At 72.6% G+C, this 17028-nt stretch carries 17 protein-coding genes and 1 pseudogene; 7 read left to right on the forward strand and 11 right to left on the reverse strand.

Annotation, left to right across the window (positions count from 1 at the left end):
- Positions 1–207 precede the first annotated feature (207 nt).
- Entirely contained in the window at positions 208–666 is a 459-nt protein-coding gene (locus tag P3X83_RS38220; protein WP_277310272.1) for a hypothetical protein, read from the forward strand.
- Here the strand turns inward: P3X83_RS38220 and P3X83_RS38225 are convergent.
- Positions 652–921: a hypothetical protein gene (locus tag P3X83_RS38225; protein WP_277310273.1), complete on the reverse strand. Its 270-nt coding sequence runs from the start codon at positions 919–921 to the stop codon at positions 652–654. The genes P3X83_RS38220 and P3X83_RS38225 overlap by 15 nt on opposite strands.
- Before the next feature lie 333 nt (positions 922–1254).
- On the opposite strand from P3X83_RS38225, the pseudogene P3X83_RS38230 reads away from it, so the two are divergent.
- A pseudogene (locus P3X83_RS38230) lies at positions 1255–1557 on the forward strand (IS701 family transposase); the annotation flags it as partial.
- A 232-nt stretch (positions 1558–1789) separates the two neighbouring features.
- Here P3X83_RS38230 and P3X83_RS38235 read toward each other — a convergent pair.
- Together P3X83_RS38235 and P3X83_RS38240 are read right to left on the reverse strand one after the other, a co-directional pair.
- The gene (locus P3X83_RS38235) at positions 1790–2560 is read right to left on the reverse strand and encodes an alkaline phosphatase PhoX (protein ID WP_277310274.1); all 771 of its coding nucleotides are present in this window, start codon (positions 2558–2560) and stop codon (positions 1790–1792) included.
- A 724-nt stretch (positions 2561–3284) separates the two neighbouring features.
- Complete coding sequence (locus P3X83_RS38240) at positions 3285–3752, reverse strand: DNA starvation/stationary phase protection protein (RefSeq protein ID WP_277310275.1); 468 nt, start codon at positions 3750–3752, stop codon at positions 3285–3287.
- Between the two features lie 119 nt (positions 3753–3871).
- Here P3X83_RS38240 and P3X83_RS38245 point away from each other — a divergent pair, with 119 nt between their 5' ends.
- The 3 genes from P3X83_RS38245 to P3X83_RS38255 all read left to right on the forward strand — a co-directional run bounded on the left by P3X83_RS38245 (position 3872) and on the right by P3X83_RS38255 (position 8209).
- The gene (locus P3X83_RS38245) at positions 3872–4663 is read left to right on the forward strand and encodes a helix-turn-helix domain-containing protein (protein ID WP_277310276.1); all 792 of its coding nucleotides are present in this window, start codon (positions 3872–3874) and stop codon (positions 4661–4663) included.
- Positions 4660–7074 (forward strand): VIT domain-containing protein, encoded by a 2415-nt coding sequence (locus P3X83_RS38250; RefSeq protein WP_277310277.1) that lies wholly within the window; start codon positions 4660–4662, stop codon positions 7072–7074. Before P3X83_RS38245 ends, P3X83_RS38250 begins: the two co-directional genes overlap by 4 nt.
- Before the next feature lie 106 nt (positions 7075–7180).
- A complete protein-coding gene (locus P3X83_RS38255) occupies positions 7181–8209 on the forward strand; it encodes a helix-turn-helix domain-containing protein (protein ID WP_277310278.1) in 1029 nt (342 codons plus the stop codon).
- A gap of 185 nt (positions 8210–8394) precedes the next feature.
- On the opposite strand, the gene P3X83_RS38260 is transcribed toward P3X83_RS38255, so the two are convergent.
- Positions 8395–9120: a lysophospholipid acyltransferase family protein gene (locus P3X83_RS38260; protein ID WP_277310279.1), complete on the reverse strand. Its 726-nt coding sequence runs from the start codon at positions 9118–9120 to the stop codon at positions 8395–8397.
- A gap of 197 nt (positions 9121–9317) precedes the next feature.
- Between P3X83_RS38260 and P3X83_RS38265 the strand changes: the two genes are divergently transcribed.
- The gene (locus P3X83_RS38265) at positions 9318–10082 is read left to right on the forward strand and encodes an alpha/beta fold hydrolase (RefSeq protein WP_277310280.1); all 765 of its coding nucleotides are present in this window, start codon (positions 9318–9320) and stop codon (positions 10080–10082) included.
- A gap of 65 nt (positions 10083–10147) precedes the next feature.
- Positions 10148–10651 carry a hypothetical protein gene (locus P3X83_RS38270; protein ID WP_277310281.1) on the forward strand — a complete coding sequence of 168 codons (504 nt, stop codon included), beginning with the start codon at positions 10148–10150 and terminating at the stop codon, positions 10649–10651.
- A gap of 24 nt (positions 10652–10675) precedes the next feature.
- Here P3X83_RS38270 and P3X83_RS38275 read toward each other — a convergent pair whose 3' ends face one another.
- The 7 genes from P3X83_RS38275 to P3X83_RS38305 form a co-directional block, all read right to left on the reverse strand.
- A complete protein-coding gene (locus tag P3X83_RS38275) occupies positions 10676–11863 on the reverse strand; it encodes a hypothetical protein (RefSeq protein ID WP_277310282.1) in 1188 nt (395 codons plus the stop codon).
- A gap of 91 nt (positions 11864–11954) precedes the next feature.
- Positions 11955–12647 carry an endonuclease/exonuclease/phosphatase family protein gene (locus tag P3X83_RS38280; protein WP_277310283.1) on the reverse strand — a complete coding sequence of 231 codons (693 nt, stop codon included), beginning with the start codon at positions 12645–12647 and terminating at the stop codon, positions 11955–11957.
- Positions 12648–12779: 132 nt separating this feature from the next.
- Positions 12780–13724 carry an ROK family glucokinase gene (locus P3X83_RS38285; protein ID WP_277310284.1) on the reverse strand — a complete coding sequence of 315 codons (945 nt, stop codon included), beginning with the start codon at positions 13722–13724 and terminating at the stop codon, positions 12780–12782.
- Positions 13725–13758: 34 nt separating this feature from the next.
- Positions 13759–14535 (reverse strand): hypothetical protein, encoded by a 777-nt coding sequence (locus tag P3X83_RS38290; RefSeq protein WP_277310285.1) that lies wholly within the window; start codon positions 14533–14535, stop codon positions 13759–13761.
- Positions 14528–15703 carry an ArsA family ATPase gene (locus P3X83_RS38295; RefSeq protein ID WP_277310286.1) on the reverse strand — a complete coding sequence of 392 codons (1176 nt, stop codon included), beginning with the start codon at positions 15701–15703 and terminating at the stop codon, positions 14528–14530. Before P3X83_RS38295 ends, P3X83_RS38290 begins: the two co-directional genes overlap by 8 nt.
- 25 nt (positions 15704–15728) lie before the next feature.
- Positions 15729–16163, reverse strand: a complete 435-nt coding sequence (locus P3X83_RS38300) for an SRPBCC family protein (protein WP_277310287.1) — start codon at positions 16161–16163, stop codon at positions 15729–15731.
- Positions 16164–16200: 37 nt separating this feature from the next.
- Positions 16201–16968 (reverse strand): metallophosphoesterase, encoded by a 768-nt coding sequence (locus tag P3X83_RS38305; protein ID WP_277310288.1) that lies wholly within the window; start codon positions 16966–16968, stop codon positions 16201–16203.
- Between the last annotated feature and the right edge of the window lie 60 nt (positions 16969–17028).

A 17028-nucleotide genomic window follows, 5' to 3' on the forward strand; every position in this document is an offset into this window, starting at 1 on the left:
TCAGGTTTCCAGATGGATCACGGTCACCTGAAGTAGCTTCACTCTCCGTGAAACAACTGTCACTGGGGTGACGGAACAGCGGCTGGGGTGAAGTCGGGAGGTGCGGGTTGACGCTGGCAGTCGTACGCGATCTGCGTGAGCACCGCGCCCCGGCGAGCGTGGAGGAGCTCGCCGACTTCGAGACCCATGTGCTGGCTGGGTTCTTGCTTGCGCGCCTCGGCCGGCCTGGCCGACAGCACCATCCGCAGTGACACCAACCATCTGGAGCTGATCCGAGCCTGGTTCGGCCGACCACTGTGGGAGATGCAGCCGGCCGACGCCGACGCCTACTTCGGCAAGGTCCTGCGCGACGCCAGGCCCTCCACGCGCACCGGCCGGGCGGCCGCGCTGACGGTCTACTTCCAGTTCCTCGAGCTGCGCCATCGCATCGAGTTGCACAACATCACCGGACACGTGATCGAGTGCCCGCTGGATGAGATGAACCGGCCCAAGGCCTCGGTCGACCCGCTGCTGCGGATCCCGCCGTCGGAAGCGGAGGTCGAGCAGTTGTGCTCCGGATGGCGCGCGAGGACCTGGTCACCTGCCGCAAGTTCGCTCCGGCCGCCCGCAACTACGCCGTCGCGCGGCTGGTCGCCGATGTGGGGCTGCGGATCAACGAAGCTCTGAGAAGTCCCGCTCGGCGACCTCAGCCGGCACCGTGCGACTGAACGGCGTGACCACGGTGGGCGCGTTGTACCGGGCCGACCCGTACAACGCGTGGGACGGCAAGCCCACCGCAAGGGAAGGCAGGATCAATGCCATCCGGCAAGACCGATTACCGCATACCCGCCCAGCCGACATGAAGAAGATCAGCATGATGCGGGAATCCCAGCCGACGATGACCGCAGGCAGGCGCACCGACTGGCGCGAGCCGCGGACCATGGCCCGCGCATACCAGATCGGAGGAGGCATTGAACGCCGCAAGCATCGCCGCAACGCTCGCCCGGTGGCAACGTCTACTCCCCCAATCGTCGATGGCTTCCGAGGACCATGCTCGGCGCGGGGACGCTATGGACCATGAGCACGTAGGCCGTTCCCCGGCAGGCACGGTGAAGCGCTCGACGCCGCCCGCGAGGCACAGCCGGCTGCCGAGCGGCGCGCCGATGACACGAGCGGCACGTGACCGCGATGGCCACCGCCACCCACCGCGGCGCTGCCCTGGTCAACGGCTTGGCCGCAAATCGACGCGCTCGCCGCCACCACCTCGTTGATCGACTGGCCCGCCGCTCCCTTACCAACGACGACATCGCCTACTACGTGTGCTACGGGCCTGCCCGCACCACTCTGGATCGGCTGCTGCGGGTGGCCGGATCGCGCCGGGCCATCGAAGAGTGCTTCCAGGCGGCCAAGAACGAAGCCGGGATGGACCACTATCAGGTGCGTGGCTACACCGGGTGGTACCGGCACATCACCTTGTCGATGCCGGCCCACGCCTTTCTGGCGGCTGCCGCGGCTCAGGCAAACGAGGCCGGGCAGGAGCCGACACCCCACCAGACGATCATGATCTCATCCCCTTGACCGTCAACGAAATCCGGCGTCTGCTGGTCCGGCTTCTCCTGCAACCCCGGCATTCACTCGACCACGTTCTCGCCTGGTCACGATGGCGGCGCCACCGACAGGCCCAGGCCCGCCGTTCCCAGTACCGCAGCCGCGGCCACCCACTCCCTCAAGTGCCGTTGCAGTACTAGGACCCGGATCGACCGGCCGCGACCAGGCCGCGCGGCCGGTCCGGTCCGGGCGTCCGACGACCTCAGGGCCGGAAGGGGCCGGTGACCTCGTAGGTCACTCCACCTTCCGCGGGTCGTGGCACGGAGAAGTACAGGCGGCGTCCGTCCGGCGAGAACGCCGGGCCGGTGATCTCGGGCGTGCCCTGCCCGATCAGCCGGAGCAGCGGCCCCGCGCCGCCCTCGGGGGTCATCATGTTGATCTCCGGCAGGCCGCCCCTGGTGGCGTCGACGACGTCGAGGCGCTCCTCCTCGGCGTCGTACGACCAGATCCGGCCGTCGGCGGTGGCGAAGGCCAGCACGCCGTTCGCGTAGTGGCACCCGTCGGCGCGGACGAAACGGGCCGCACCGGGCACCTGCCCGCGCGCCGGGGTGAACAGCGCCGCCGGGCTCGGCACCGGACGCCAGACGACCGGCCCCGGCCCGCCGCACAGCACCTCCAGGCGGCCCTCGATGAGCGCGCCCCAGTCAAGGGGGCGGAACCGGTAGAGGCAGCCGTCCTCCTCGTCCTCGGTCAGGTAGACGACGTACCGCTCGGGGTCGCAGACGGCGGCCTGGTGCCTGAACCTGCCCATGGCCAGGCGGGGGGTGGCGGCGCGCACACCGTACGGGTCGCACTCGAAGATCCGCCCTCGGCCGGAACTCTCACAGGACAGCCAGGTACGCCATGGGGTCGCGCCCCCGCCCCGGTTGAAGTCGGCACCGGACAGGATGCGGTAGGCGTCACGCACCTCGCCGTCCCGCGCGAACCTGATCGCGGACGCCCCACCGAGCACCGGGACGTCGGAGTTGGACACGTATATCCAGCCCTCGCCATCGGGGAAACAGGCACCGCCGTGCGGCGAGGCATGCCACCGCAGCCCGCCCACCCGATGCCCGGACCGGGCGACGACCCGTCCCGAAAAGCCCGCCGGAAGGGCCATCCCATGCGAGTCCGGAGGCTCCAGCGGCCCATGCGGATCCTCCCGCGGCCCCGACCCCCCACGCCCCGGACCGGCGGCACGCCAAAGCGCCCCGCTCAGCGCCTGCGCGGCGAACGGGCCGGTACTGACGAACGTCCGGCGCAGCATCGGGACCCGCCTCCACATGTCCGGGGTTGCGACGTCTTCACGGCCACGCTACGCCGCGGGCCACCGGTCAGACCGATTCGATCCCCACCGCGTTAACAGACGGATACCTCCACACCCCCTCCGGCCTTAACGCCACACGAAAACCCAACCCCTCCCCCCACCCACCTCACCCCAAACCCCCACGCTCGGAACACCCACATCCCCGCTCGCCGCGCCGCCCGCGCGATCTTGGGCTTCGAACCGCCTGCTGGCGGGCGTGGATGACCGGGTGTCGGCGCGATGGGTCGTGGGAGTCGGTCACCGCAAGGCGAGCCTGCCGGGAACGATGGGGCCAGCCGGTGTCAGCCCTTCCGCCCGGGCCCGAGCGATGCGGTCGGAGTCGGCGCCGGTTTTCGATGATGCCGCCGCCGAAAGTGAGGCCACGGGCTTCCGCCCGGCCGGGCCGCTGTCGTCAGCGCTGGGCCTGCATCATCCAGTGCTGCTTCTCCAGATCCTGGGTAGCCTTGATCAGCAGGTCCTGGGTCACCGGATCGGGCTCCTCGGTCGCGCGGACGCGTTCGCGCATCCGCTTGACGATGCCCTCCAGGACGTCGGTGAGCGCCGCGACGACCTTGCCGTCGTTGATCCAGCCCAGTTCGAGCTGGGGCAGCTCGCTGGCGCGCGCGACGGTCGCGGCCCGGCCGTCCGGGTTGAGTCCGAGGGCAACGGCACGCTCGGCCATCACGTCGGTGTGCTCGCGCGCCAGCGCGACGATCTCGTCCAGTTGCAGGTGCAGCGGGCGGAAGTGGTGACCGATGACGTTCCAGTGGGCCTGCTTGCCCAGCAGTGACAGGTCGATCATGTCGATGAGCGCGCCCTGCAGGGCCTCAGCGACGGCCTTCTTCTCACCCTGCCGCAGACTGCCGGTGATTGCGGCCATGATGTGTCCTCCCCCTTTGCCTTGATATCAGCCTCATACGGCAAGCGCGCCCCTACCCGGACCTTCCACAGGTATGCACCCGGTTGACACTGTCATAGTTACAGTGTCACTATCACGGTATGAGCGAAACCTGGACAATCGGCGAGCTGGCCGAGCGCGCGGCGGACACGTTGCGCGCCGCGCCGGGCGATGCCGCCAGGGCCGGCGGCGGGGAGGAGACAGCGGGCCGTGGGGCCGTCAACGGGCGCATCCGCGAGGTGCCGGGCGAGCGGCTGATCAGGTGGTACACGACGATCGGCCTGATCGATCCCCCGCTGAGCCGCCGGGGCCGCGTCGCCCGCTATGGACGGCGGCACCTGCTCCAACTGGTCGCGATCAAGCGCCTCCAGGCCGGGGGCATGTCGATCGCCGACATCCAGGTCCACCTGGCGGGAGCCACCGACTCCCACCTCGCCTCACTCGCCGGGGTAACCCCCGCTCCCGACATCGCCCCGACCGCGACGGCCGACGCCGCGCCCCGGCGCGCCAGATTCTGGACCTCACCGGGAGGGTCACCCCCCGTGGAACCGGCAGCCCAGGCAGACCCTTTCCTGGCAGGCGCGCCGCAGAGCCTTCCGGCCGTCGCCTTCGACGGCGGGGTGCGGGCCGTGCAGGGGGTACGGCTGGCGCCAGGGGTGGTGCTGCTGCTCGACGGGGCGGAGCGGGCGCCGTCGGCCGCCGATGTGGCGGCGATCGCCGAGGCGGCCGGGCCGTTGCTGGCCGTGCTCGCCGAGCGAGGGCTGACCGTGGCCGCCGCGCCGTCCGCCCGGATCGCCCATCAGAACGGCCCGAAATACCAGGGCATCACTGACTTTTCCAATCTCCCCGATCATCCGGACATCGACCCTCCTTCGGAAGGGAGCACCGCATGACTGTTCCGATCACCCCGCTGCGGCCGGAGGAATGCCTCCCTGTCCCCGACGCGGGCTTCGGGGCGCTGCGCACCGAGCGGGGCAACCTGCCATTGGAAAGTGTCGACGTGACCGCCGGGGTGGCCGGCCTGATCGCCGGGGTGGAGGTCGTCCAGGGCTTCCGCAACCCGTTCGACGTGCCGCTGGAGGCGACCTACGTCTTCCCGCTGCCCGACCGCGCCGCCGTCACCGCCTTCCGAATGGAGGCCGACGACCGGGTGGTCGAAGGGCTGCTCAAGGAGCGCGGCCAGGCCCGGCAGGACTACGACCGGGCGCTGGCCGAGGGCAAGCGGGCGGCCATCGCCGAGGAGGACCGTCCCGACGTCTTCACCATCAGGGTCGGCAACATCGTGCCCGGAGAGAGCGTCCGGGTGTTCCTGACGCTGAGCCAGCCGCTGCCGTACGAGGACGGCGCGGCGACGTTCCGCTTCCCGCTGGTGGTCGCCCCCCGTTACATCCCGGGCACGCCGCTGGACGGGCCTTCGGCGGGGACGGGAACCGAGCCCGACACCGACGCCGTGCCCGACGCCTCGCGCATCTCGCCGCCGGTGCTGCTGCCCGGCTTCCCCAACCCGGTACGGCTCTCGCTCGCTGTGAACGTCGACCCGGCCGGGCTCGACCTGCGCGAGATGCGCTCCAGCCTGCACGAGGTGAACGCCGAGGGCACCCACGTGAGCCTGCGGCCCGGCGAGCGGCTGGACCGCGACTTCATCCTGCGCCTGTACTTCGACGCCTCGACCTCCCTGGCCTTGGTCCCCGACGAGACCCCAGGCGAGACGGCGGCCGGGCAGGGCACGTTCGCGCTGACCCTGCTGCCGGCCCCGGCCGAGGCCGTCCGCGCGCCGCGCGACGTGGTCCTGGTGCTCGACCGCTCGGGCAGCATGGGCGGCTGGAAGATGGTGGCCGCCAGGCGCGCCGCCGCCCGGATCGTGGACACGCTGACGGCGGGCGACCGTTTCGCGGTGCTGTCGTTCGACACGGTGGTGGAGCGCCCCGACGACCTGCCCCCCGGCCTGGCGGAGGCCACCGACCGCAACCGCTACCGGGCCGTGGAGCATCTGGCCAGGCTCGACGCGCGGGGCGGCACGGAGATGCTCGCGCCCCTCCAGGAGGCCCTCGGCCTGCTCGGCGACGGCGCGCGTGACCGGGTGCTGGTCCTGGTCACGGACGGCCAGGTGGGCAACGAGGACCAGATCCTGGAGCGCACCGGCGCGGGCCTGGCGGCCGTGCGGGTGCACACGGTGGGCATCGACCGGGCCGTCAACGCGGGCTTCCTCGGACGGCTGGCCGGCCTCGGCGGTGGCCGCTGCGAGCTGGTCGAGTCCGAGGACCGGCTGGACGAGGCCATGGAGCAGATCCACCGCCGGATCGGCGCGCCCCTGGTCACCGACCTGTCGCTGAAGGCCGAGGGCTTCGACCTGGTGCCGGACACGGTGACCCGCCCGGGTTCGCTGTTTCCCGGGGTCCCGCTGTCGGTCACCGGACGCTACCGGGCGGCGGACGGCGCGCAGGCCGTCCTGGCCGTGCACGGGCTGACGGCCGACGGCCAGCCCTGGGAGAGCCGGGTCACCGGCGCCCGCACCGGCAACCCGGCGATCCGGGCGATCTGGGCGCGGGCCCGCCTGCGCGCGCTTGAGGACCGCTACGCGACCGGTGACGAGTCGGTCGAGCAGGCCATCGTGGACACGTCGCTGGAGTTCGGCGTGCTGTGCCGGTTCACCGCCTTCGTCGCGATCGACTCCCGGGTGGTCGCCGAGGGCGGCCCCGAGCACCGGGTGATCCAGCCGGTGGAGCCGCCCAGCGGCTGGGACCCGCGCATGGCGGGCGCGCCGCCGATGGCCATCGGCGGCTACGCCATGGCCGCCGCGTCCTTCGCCGCTCCGGCGCCCGCTCCGCCCGGTGGCGCGTTCCCCGAGGCGTTCGACCCCGGCGATCCGGCCGGGCCCCCTCCGGTTCCGGCCTCGTTCCAGCCTCCGGTGGCGTCCGCCCCCATGCCCCGGCGCGGGTTCGCCGGGCCCGTCACTCCGCGCATGCCGGTGGGGCACGCGCTGGATTCGATCAGGCCCCAGCTTCTCGCGGAGCTGGAGCGGCTGCGGGCGGCCGAGTCGCTGCCGCGCCCAGCGCTGCTGCGCTACCTGTCCGACCTGGGCAGCCGCCTGGGGGCGCTGGCCACTTACCTGGCCGGGCACCAGGAGATGGCCGCCCTGGCCGTGGAGCTCAGCGCGGCCGAGCGTTCCGGTGCCGACCCACGTGACCTGTGGCGGCGGACGTTCGCGCTGCTCACACGCCTCACCGGTAGCGACGCGCCGTCGCCGGGGCCGCTGCGGCAGGTGGGCGGCGGCACGCCGTCGCGGCCGTTCTGGAAGCGTTAGGAGGCGGAATCGGCTCCGACTCCGGCCCTGCCAAGCGGTGGCGAGAACCTGACATGTCGTGAACCCGACGGTCTGAGTAGAGTGACACTCTCTACGCTCACCAACCATGGGGGAAGAGGACATGGCAGGACGCCGGTTGCTGGAGGGCCTGGGAGTCGGCGCCGCCGAAGAGACCGGCTACCGCGCGCTGCTGCGGCAGGGGCCGTCCACGCTCAGCGAGCTGTCGGCGGAGACCGGGGCCTCGGTCGCGGCGATCCGGCGGATGCTGCCCCGGATGGAGAACCTGGGCCTGGTGACCCGGGTGGCGGGCAGGCCGCTGCGGCTGCTCGCCACGCCGCCCAGCGTGGCCGTCGACATCCTGGTGGCCCGCCGCCACGAGGAGATCACGCACAGCCGGGCCGCCGTGGCCCTGCTCGCCACCGAGGTCGCGGGCCGGGTGGGCAACCACCCGGAGGAGGTGCTGGAGGTGGTGACCGGCCGCGAGGCGGTCGCCCGCCGGTTCCTGCAGCTCGAACACAACGCCGCCGACGAGATCCTGGTGCTGGTGCATCCGCCGTACGCGATGGACATCACCGACGAGGGCGAGGATCGGCGACGGCGTGGTGACCGCCGGGCGCAGGCGCGGGCCGTATACGGCCCGCGCGCCTTCGACGAGCCGGGGATGCTGGAGCACACGCGCCGGTCGATCGCCGACGGCGAGCAGGCCCGGCTCGGGGACGTTCCGCTCAAGCTGGCCATCGCCGACGGGCGGACCGCGATGCTCCCGCTGGTCTCCGAACAGGACGAGGCGGACGGCAGCGCCCTCGTCGTGCACCCCTCGGCGCTGCTCGACGCGCTGGTGGCGCTGTTCGAGGCACTGTGGCGCTCGGCCGTGCCGCTGCGCCTGACGCCCGGCGCGGAGCCAGAGGGCGAGTCGTGGCCCCGGCACTCCGACACCGACGTGCTGACACTGCTGGCGGGCGGCATGAAGGACGAGACGATCGCCCGGCAGCTCAGGCTCAGCTCGCGTACCGTGCAGCGGCGCGTGCAGGCCCTGTGCGAACAGCTCGGCGCGCGCACGCGGTTCCACGCGGGCTATCTGGCGGCGACCCAGGAGCTGCTGAACCGTGCGGCGGGCTACTCCCGGCCGGGGTAAGACCACGCGGGTCCAGATGGCGGTCGCCCGGGGCTCTTCGCGCTGGGCGACGCGCTCTGGTCAGCCAGGACATGTCGCCGCCGGGCCCCGCGATGAACCCGTCGAGCGACATGGTGCCCGAGTAGAGCAGGTTCGCCATGCAGGCCATGCTACGGAGCGCTACCGGCAGTCGGCGGCGGCGCCGTCTAGCTCGCGGCCCGGCCCTGTTCGGCCGCCTTGGCCTCGCGCGCCGCCTTGACCATCTCGATCTTGGCGCTGGCGGCGTACTTGTCCACGTACTCCTGCTCGGCCAGCTCCATCAGCGCGTACATGATCTCGTCGGTGACCGCGCGCAGCACCAGCCGGTCGTCCTCCATGCCGTAGAAGCGGGAGAAGTCGAGCGGCTTGCCGAACCGGACGCCGGGCCGGATGCCGAGCTTGGGCAGCGGACGCCCCGGGGGCATCATCTCGAAGGTGTTGACCATGGCCCAAGGGATCACCGGCACCCGCGACTCCAGCGCCAGCCTGGCCACCCCGGTCTTGCCCTTGTAGAGGCGGCCGTCGGGCGAGCGCGTGCCCTCGGGGTAGATGCCCAGCACGTCGCCCGCGCGCAGCACCCGCAGCCCGGTGCGCAGCGCCGCCTCGCTGGCCTTGCCGCCCGACCGGTCGATCGGCACGGTGCCGACCCCGGAGAAGAACAGACGGCTGAGCAGACCCTTCAGGCCGGTGCCGGTGAAGTACTCGGCCTTGCCGAGCGAGATCACCTTTCTGGGCAGGAACAGCGCGCCGAAGAAGTGGTCGGCGAAGGAGAGGTGGTTGCCCGCCAGGATCACCGGCCCTTCGCGCGGAACGTTGTCCACTCCCTCCGCCCATGGGCGGAACACCAGGTGCAGGATCGGCGCCAAGATGGCCTTGACCACCCAGTAGAACACTCCGGGCACCTCTTCTCGGCATCGGGTTCCGCCATCGATCCCGGGCAGGGGAACACGCCGTGGATCGGTGCCGGTGGGGCAAGCAGATATCTTCCCATCTTCCGGCCGGGAAGTCTCACCACGCCGAACCGCCGTTCCTCTCCCCAAACGGGTGTGTCTCATGCGAATATCGGGCGAACTGCCAGAGGAGGCGCGCGATGCCCGTCCTGCCCGGCGCCGAGCCGTACCACCGCGAGGGAGGCCCGGTCGGTGTCCTGCTCTGTCATGGATTCACCGGCACGCCGCAGTCGCTGCGGCCGTGGGCCGAGCACCTGGCCGCCGCCGGCCTGACCGTCGCGCTGCCCCGTCTGCCCGGCCACGGCACCACCTGGCAGGAGATGAGCCGGACCCGCTGGGAGGACTGGTACGCCGAGCTGGACAAGACCTTCGCCGACCTGCTCGGGCGGTGCGCCGAGGTCTTCGTGTGCGGGCTGTCGCTCGGAGGCTGCCTGGCGCTGCGCCTGGCCGAGGTGCACGGCCCGGCGGTGCGCGGCGTCGTCGCGGTCAACCCCTCGATCACCAGCGACGTCCCGCTGCTGCGCCTGGCCCCGCTGCTGAAACTGGTGCTGCCCTCGGTGCCCGGCGTCGCCGGGGACATCAAGCGGCCGGGGGTGACCGAACTGGCCTATTCGCGCACCCCGGTGCGCGCGGCGGCCACCCTGCCCCGCCTGTGGTCGCTCGTGCAGGCCCGGCTGAACCTGGTCACCCAGCCGCTGCTGGTCTACCACAGCCCCCAGGACCACGTCGTGAAGCCCACCAGTGTCAGGATCCTCCGCGAGCGGCTGACCGGCGGCAACCTCTCCGTCGTCGAACTGGCCGACAGCTACCATGTGGCGACGCTCGACAACGACGCGGGCGAGATCTTCGCGGGGAGCCTGGAATTCATCAGGACGCACGCCTCGGTACCCTTACAGAGGGACTGATCGCCGATGGGGGTGGCGGCCTCGGGAGGAAGGCACGGGACTGCGATGACTGACAGGCCCTGTACGTGACGCCCCAGAGTGACGAGGACGAGGTCTGGCGGCAGATCGTCGCCTCGTTCAACGAGCCTGCCGTGGACACCGCGGCCGGCCAGCCATGGCCGGACAGCGAGAACCTCCCGGCCGAACCCGTCAGGCGCGCGTCCGGCCGCGACGCCGACGACCCGGGGGCCGACGCGTCCGGCGGCACCGCGACGCGCGATCCCGCCGACGCCGACGACCGTGTCCCTGACGGCGAAGCGGACGAGCCCGATGAGCCCGATGAGGGCCACTACGAGCCGCCGCCACCGCCGCCGCTCCCCCGGGCCGACGCCTCCACCAGGCTCGCCTGGGCGGGCCTTTTCGGCGGCCCGGCCTATCTGCTGCTGGCCGCCGTGCTCGGCTGGCATATGCCGGGGTGGGCGCTGTTCACCGCCGTGGCCGCCTTCATCGGCGGGTTCGTGGCCCTGGTGGTGCGCATGGGCGACGGCCCGCCCGGCGACTCCGGCTGGGACGACGGCGCCGTCATCTGACCGTCCTGCGCCTGGCCGCGCGGGTCAGGACGTCGCGGGCGTGGCGTCGGACGACGGGGCGTCGAGCGCCTTGGATGTGCCGGAGCCGAAGCGCTCCACGACGTCGGTGTAGGCGTCCTTGTCGTCGATGGCGTGGCCGACCGCCCACACCGAGCCGGGGCTGCCCGGCAGATGGCCGACCGCCTGCAACCTGATCGTCCGGGGCGACTTGCCGGGCTCTCCGCGCATGATCTCGGTGGTGTCGCCCTGGTGGCGCAGCAGGAACGCCTGTCCCGGCCTGCCGGGGTCGTAGCCGGAGATCCAGTAGGTGCCCTTGCCGTCACCGGTCACGCCGTACAGGCGGGCGTCGCGGTCGGGCACGCGCACCTCGGACCAGCGCTTGCCGTTCCAGGACAGCGCCAGCGGCGAGACCTTGCCGTCGCCGAGGTAGACGCCGCCGACGGCCAGGGCTCGCTTGGGGCCGTCGCTGTGGACGTCGCGCAGGTATCCGCCGGCGACGCGCGGGGCGGAGACGGTCTTCCAGTCGCCGCCGCCGGAGCCGCGCCGCATGATCAGCGGCTTGCCGTCGGCGTCTCCGACGGCCCAGCCGTCGCCCTTGGGCTGCAGGGACACGCCGTACAGGGTGCCCTCGTCGCGGGCCGACTCGACGCGCCAGCCGGAGTCGGATCGGGTGACGATCAGCGGCTTGCGCTCGCGGGTGCCGACCGCGACCATCCGCCCCGGCACCGCCGCCACCCCGGCGAGCCAGTCGCTCGCGCGCAGTTGTTCCACACCGACCCGGTCGAAGCCGGAGCCGTCGCCGTGGGCGACGTACGGCAGGCCGTCGTGCCCCGCCCCCACGGTCCAGATGTCGTTGGGCGCGGCGGCGGCGATCGAGCGCAGGTAGCCCGCGCCGGTGTCGTCGTTGCGGATGCCGACCTGGGTCCACGCGCGGCCGTCCCAGTGCGCGATGGCCCCCCGGTTCTCCCAGGCGTCCCAGATGTCCTGCTGGCCGACGGCCCACACATCGGTGCTGGACAGGCCCGCCACGTCGGACAGCGAACCGTCGCCCTGCAGCCGGACGCGCTCGGACCGCTGCCACGACTCGGCGACGGCGGACGGGCGCGGCGGATCGGCGTGCGCGTAGGCGGCCGACATGCCAGGAAGGACAGGCCCGGCGAGGAGCACGGCTCCCACACCCGCCACCACACGCCGCACTGAGCGGCTGGTCATAGGCAAATCGTACGGGCACGATCTCCCGCGCGTGGACATCCACCCGGTTAAACGCGCGCCGATGCCGTTCCGGTGCGGCCGAACGCCGAGCTCAGGAGGCCCGCAGCTCGGCCACGACGGGAAGATGGTCGGTGGCGGCGGCCAGGTCGGCGGGGTCGGCTTCCGCCCCGCCGCAGGACACGACGGACACACCGGACCCGGCGAAGACGGCGTCGATCCTTTTGCCCGGCCGCCTGGCGGTGAAGGTCAGGCCGTCGCCCCTGGGAGCGTGCGCGTAGCAGTCGGTCAGCCGTCCGGCGATGTAGCGGAAGGTCTCGCGGTCGGCGTGTTCGTTGATGTCGCCGGCCAGCACCGGCACGGCGTCGTACGGCTCGGCCGCCGCCTCAAGCAGCGTGATCGCCTCGGCGGCGTGCAGGGCCCTGGCGGCCACGTCGAGGTCGAGGTGCACCGACGCGACCCCCAGGCGCAGGCCGTCCGCCTCGACCACGGCGATCGCCACCGCCCGGCGTTCCAGGAACAGGCGGAAGGACAGCAGGTGCGTCTCGGCGCTCAGCACGCGGACGCCGGGGCCGGTCAGCACGGCCATGCCGCCGCGCCGCCGTCCGGCGGCCACGATCATCCCGGTCTCCGCGGCGAGCCTGGCGCGTTTGCGCCGCCAGCACCACAGCCGGGGGACCTCCTGCACGCACAGGACGTCGGGGCGCAGCGCCCTGATGACCCTGACCAGCGCCGGCACGTCATCACGCATCGAGCGGATGTTGTACGTCGCGACCCTGATGGTCATGCGACGCAGAGTAGTCCGGCATGCACGGTAGCGGCCAGCGTCCTGGCCACAAGCGGCCAAACCCGGCGTTTCCGGACTTCCAGCATCAATCTCCGGACGACCGGTCGAAAAGGCTTCTCCATCTCGGCCATGTCACCGGCGGCGGGCCAGCCCGGCCGCGCCCACCAGCCCCGCCGCGGCGCCCAGCTCGGCGAGGCGGATGTCGGCGACCGGCCGGTGCCCGCTGCCGGTCAGCGCCCGCGCGAAGGACCGCCTGGCCTGGTCGATGAACAGGTCGGCGGCGCGGGACACCCCGCCGCCGAGGATGAAACAGCCCGGATCGAGCACCGCGGCCAGATCCGCCATGCCCTGCCCCAGCCAGTCGCCGATGCTCCCGAAGGCCGTCAGCGCGGCGTCGTCGCCCCGCCGCGCCGCCTCGGTGACGTCCTCGCCCTTGATGTCGGCGGGCGAGCCCCCGGCCAGGTCGAGCAGCAGCGCCGCCCGGTGCGGCTCCGCGGCGGCGATCACACGGGCCTCCTCGACCAGCGCGCCGCCGCTGGCGTAGCGCTCCCAGCAGCCCAGGTTTCCGCAGTCGCACAGGCGGCCCCTGGGGACCACCTGCATGTGCCCCATCTCGGCGCCCATGCCCCACCGTCCCCGGTACAGCTCACCGCCGAGCACGATGCCGCCGCCTATGCCGGTGCCGACCGTCACGCACACGATATGGCTCTCGCCCCGGCCCGCGCCGTGCCTCGCCTCGGCCCAGGCCATGGCGTTCGCGTCGTTCTCCACCGTGACGGGCAGCCCGACCAGCGCCGCCACCTTGTCCCTCAGCGGCTCCTCTCGCCAGGCCAGGTGGGGCGCGAAGCGCACGAACGCGCGGGACTCGTCCACGAAGCCCGCCGCGCCCAGGCCGACCGCCTCGACCTCGTGGCCGTGGGCCAGTTCCCTGACCACGTCGGCGATCGTCTCGGCGACCTTGTCGGGGTCGTCGGCGGGAGTGGGCCGGAGGGTCTGGGCGAGGATCCGCCCGTCGTCGTCGACCAGGCCGCCCATCAGTTTGGTGCCACCGATGTCGACTCCGATGGTCAGCGCCATCTCCCGACCCTCTCCTCCGGGCTCCTCCGGGCGATCAGCCCAGGTCGATGTGCTCCACGTCGCCGTGGTCGTCACGGTCGGCCTGGCCCGGACGGTCCTCGCGCGGCCTGCGGGCGGGGGTGGGCCGCGCCAGGGCGTCCACGGCCTCGCGCAGCGCGGTCACCAACTCGCCGCCCGCCGCCACCAGGTGGTCGGCGATGTCGGCGCCGGCGCTCGTGCTCGCCCGGCCCGCCTCGCGCTGGGCGGCGATCACCCGGCACACGGGGCAGGCGCGGCAGATGTAGCCGTCCTCGTGGTGGTCGGAGACGGCGTCCTCCCACACATCGCGCTCCCGCTCGGGCTTGGCGCCGCCGCCGAGCATCTGGCCGATGCTCTTCCTGGTGCCCCAGAGCAGGCCGCGGCCGATCTCCCGGGCCGCGCGGTCCTGCAGGGAGTCGAGCAGCCGCCGGGCCTCGCCCGCGACCATCGACAGCGGGTCGCGGCCCTCGGCCCTGGCCCGCTCCACGTCGCGCTCCCAGGCGGCCCGCCGGGCCTCCTCGGCCCGGGTGGCGGCCCGTGCCGCGGCCTCCTCGGCCGCCGCCGCCTCCAGCCGTGCCGCCTCGGCCCGGGCCTCCGCCGCCGCCCGCGCGTCGGCCGCCGAAGCCCCGGAAGCCTCAGATGGCTCCGCAGCCTCCTCCTGAGCGTCACGAGGCTCGGTGTCGGCCGGGGTGGCCGTCGGGCCGTCGATCTGGTCTACCTCCGCGCTCCACGCGTCCTGCGTGCCGGACCCGCCCGCGGAGGCCTTCTCGTCGTTGCCACGCTTCTCAGTCATCAAGCCCTCCTGACTCGAACCGTACCCGCAGGCGTCCGTCGAGGAGCGCGGCGCTTTTCACCCGGCGGCGGGCCAGCGCCCCCGGCAGCGCGATGATCCGCCGGTGCGCCCCGGCCGTGACGATGAGCTCCTCGCCCTTCCTGGCCAGATCGACCTCCTCGCGCACGGCGAGCGGCAGCGCGAGCACCAGCTCGCCGGACTCGCCGATCATCAGGGGCGGGTCGCCGGCGGGCGGCGCGAAGGGGTCGGTATCGCCGTACATGGCCGCGCCGACCCCGGCGAGCGCGGCGGTCCCGATCGGCTCCTCCCCCAGGTACGGCACGCGGTGGATCGGCAGCGGCGCGAACGACTCCGCCGCCTCCGCCAGCCTGGCCGACTGCGCGGCCACCCACTGCCTGCGCCAGTCGTCCGCGCCCTCCTCCGGGAACACCCGGTTGGCGATGACGGCGTCTACGCGGTAGCCGTACAGGCTCAGCGAGGTCAGCGTACGGCGGGCCTCGGCGAGCACCACCGTCTCCGGGGTGAGCACCAGCCGCACCGAGGCGTTCTCGCCGGTCAGCCGCTCGCGCACCGCCAGCAGCCCGCGGTGCAGCCGCTCCCCCACCCCGACGACCTCCTCGCCGGGCGGGCTGATCCCCATCACGTGCCGGATCAGCGGCGACGCGGCGCGCAACAGCCGCCTGCCCGCCGGAAGGAGCCTGCCGACGTGCCAGTCCAGGGCCTCGGGCAGCGCCAGCAGCCGCAGAGTCTCGCCGGTGGGCGCGCAGTCCACGACGATGACGTCCCAGCGACCGGTCTCGGCCTGGTCGCGCAGCTCCAGCAGCGCGATCAGCTCCTCCGCCCCCGGCAGGACGGTGATCTCCTCGGAGGTGATCTCGTCCATGCCGAGTTCCTTGAACACGTCGCGGACATAGTGCCGCAGCGTGCCCCAGTACCGCTCCATGGCCCGCTGGGCGTCCACCTGGAGCATGTAGAGGCCGGGCGCGATCTCGGCGGGGTCGGGCGCGGCCGGGGCGCCGAGGGCGTCGGCGAGGGAGTGCGCGGTGTCGGTGGAGACGACCAGCGTCTTGTGCCCGGCGCGGGCGGCGAGCACCGCCGTGGCCGCCGCCGCCGTGGTCTTGCCGACCCCGCCCTTGCCGGTGAACAGCAGCACGCGCGGCGCGCTCATCGGCGCGGCCCGCCGTCGCGGCCGGTCATGCCGCCTCGACGCGTTTTCTCAGCCCTTTCAGGGCGGTGTCCACGATGACCTTCTCGGCCTTGCGCCTGATCATGCCGATCATCGGCACCTTCAGCTCGACGGCCAGCTCGTAGGTCACCTCGGTGGCGCCGCCCGCCGGGGCGAGCCGGTAGCTGCCGGTCAGGCCGGACACCATGCCGCCCTGCTCGGCGATCCGCCAGTCGACGCCGTCGTCGTCGTGCCATGTGTAGGACAGGACGTAGGAGTCGCTGATCACGCCGACGTCCAGGGCGAAGCGCACCCGGTCGGCGCGGCCGTCCGCTCCGGTTGACAGCACCTCGGCGGACTTGACCTGAGCCCATGCCGGATATGAAGCGAAGTCGGCGATCACCGCCATGATGGCCGGCCGGTCTGCGCCGATCGTGATGGATGAGGTGGTGCGATCAGCCATGGCCTAACCGTACTCGTTTCCCCCATGCGTCACGTAGTCACCACTCCAGCGTGAAAGGGGTGCGCCTGGCCCGGAAGTGCCCGACGTTCACGCACTCCGTGCGGCCGATCCTGGTACGGGACGCCAGGGGCTGGTGCACGTGCCCGAACAGCGCGTACTTGGGCTGCGTGCGCCTGATCGCGTCGAGGGTCGCCTCGCTGCCCCGCTCGAAACGCCTGGCCACCACGTCGTAGAGCAGTTCGGGCACGGCGGGCGGGATGTGGCAGCACAGCACGTCCACCTCGCCGACGGCCTCCACCTTCGCGGCGTACTCGTCGTCGTCGATCTCGTACGGCGTGCGGTACCGCGTGCGCAGCCCGCCGCCCACGAACCCGAAGGTCAGCCCGCCGATCTCGACGCGCTCGCCGTCCAGGATGTGGTGTCCCTCGCGGGCGTGCGCGGCCCAGAACCTTGGGATGTCGACGTTGCCGTAGGTCATGTAGGCGGGTGTGGGCATGGCGGCGAACAGCTCGGCGTACTGCCGTTCGACCATGCGCTCGATGTGCTCGGCGGGGTCGCCGTCCAGCGAGCCCCACAGCCCCGCCGACATCGTCCGCGCCTCGTCGAAGCGGCCCGCCGTGCGCAGGCCGATGTACTCGGCCGCCCTGGCCGCGCCGAAGAGCTCGGGGAAGATGCCCTGGGAGTGGTCGTCGTAGTCGATGAAGAGGACCAGATCGCCGAGGCAGATCAACGCGTCCGCGCCGTCACCGGCGCGGGCGAGCGCGTCGGCCCTTCCGTGCACATCGCTCACGACATGGACCCGCATGCCGGACATCCTAATCAGCCGTCTCCGGCGCGCCGGATACCGGGAGTGACTGCTGGTAAC

This window comes from Spongiactinospora sp. TRM90649 (assembly GCF_029382225.1).
Classification (GTDB): domain Bacteria; phylum Actinomycetota; class Actinomycetes; order Streptosporangiales; family Streptosporangiaceae; genus Spongiactinospora.

Coding starts and splice junctions, on each gene's coding strand:
- P3X83_RS38225 (WP_277310273.1), bottom strand. CDS start 921: ATGGTCCGCGGCTCGCGCCAGTCGGTGCGCCTGCCTGCGGTCATCGTC.
- P3X83_RS38240 (WP_277310275.1), bottom strand. CDS start 3,752: ATGGCCGCAATCACCGGCAGTCTGCGGCAGGGTGAGAAGAAGGCCGTC.
- P3X83_RS38245 (WP_277310276.1), top strand. CDS start 3,872: ATGAGCGAAACCTGGACAATCGGCGAGCTGGCCGAGCGCGCGGCGGAC.
- P3X83_RS38250 (WP_277310277.1), top strand. CDS start 4,660: ATGACTGTTCCGATCACCCCGCTGCGGCCGGAGGAATGCCTCCCTGTC.
- P3X83_RS38255 (WP_277310278.1), top strand. CDS start 7,181: ATGGGGGAAGAGGACATGGCAGGACGCCGGTTGCTGGAGGGCCTGGGA.
- P3X83_RS38265 (WP_277310280.1), top strand. CDS start 9,318: ATGCCCGTCCTGCCCGGCGCCGAGCCGTACCACCGCGAGGGAGGCCCG.
- P3X83_RS38275 (WP_277310282.1), bottom strand. CDS start 11,863: ATGACCAGCCGCTCAGTGCGGCGTGTGGTGGCGGGTGTGGGAGCCGTG.
- P3X83_RS38280 (WP_277310283.1), bottom strand. CDS start 12,647: ATGACCATCAGGGTCGCGACGTACAACATCCGCTCGATGCGTGATGAC.
- P3X83_RS38285 (WP_277310284.1), bottom strand. CDS start 13,724: ATGGCGCTGACCATCGGAGTCGACATCGGTGGCACCAAACTGATGGGC.
- P3X83_RS38290 (WP_277310285.1), bottom strand. CDS start 14,535: ATGACTGAGAAGCGTGGCAACGACGAGAAGGCCTCCGCGGGCGGGTCC.
- P3X83_RS38295 (WP_277310286.1), bottom strand. CDS start 15,703: ATGAGCGCGCCGCGCGTGCTGCTGTTCACCGGCAAGGGCGGGGTCGGC.
- P3X83_RS38300 (WP_277310287.1), bottom strand. CDS start 16,163: ATGGCTGATCGCACCACCTCATCCATCACGATCGGCGCAGACCGGCCG.
- P3X83_RS38305 (WP_277310288.1), bottom strand. CDS start 16,968: ATGCGGGTCCATGTCGTGAGCGATGTGCACGGAAGGGCCGACGCGCTC.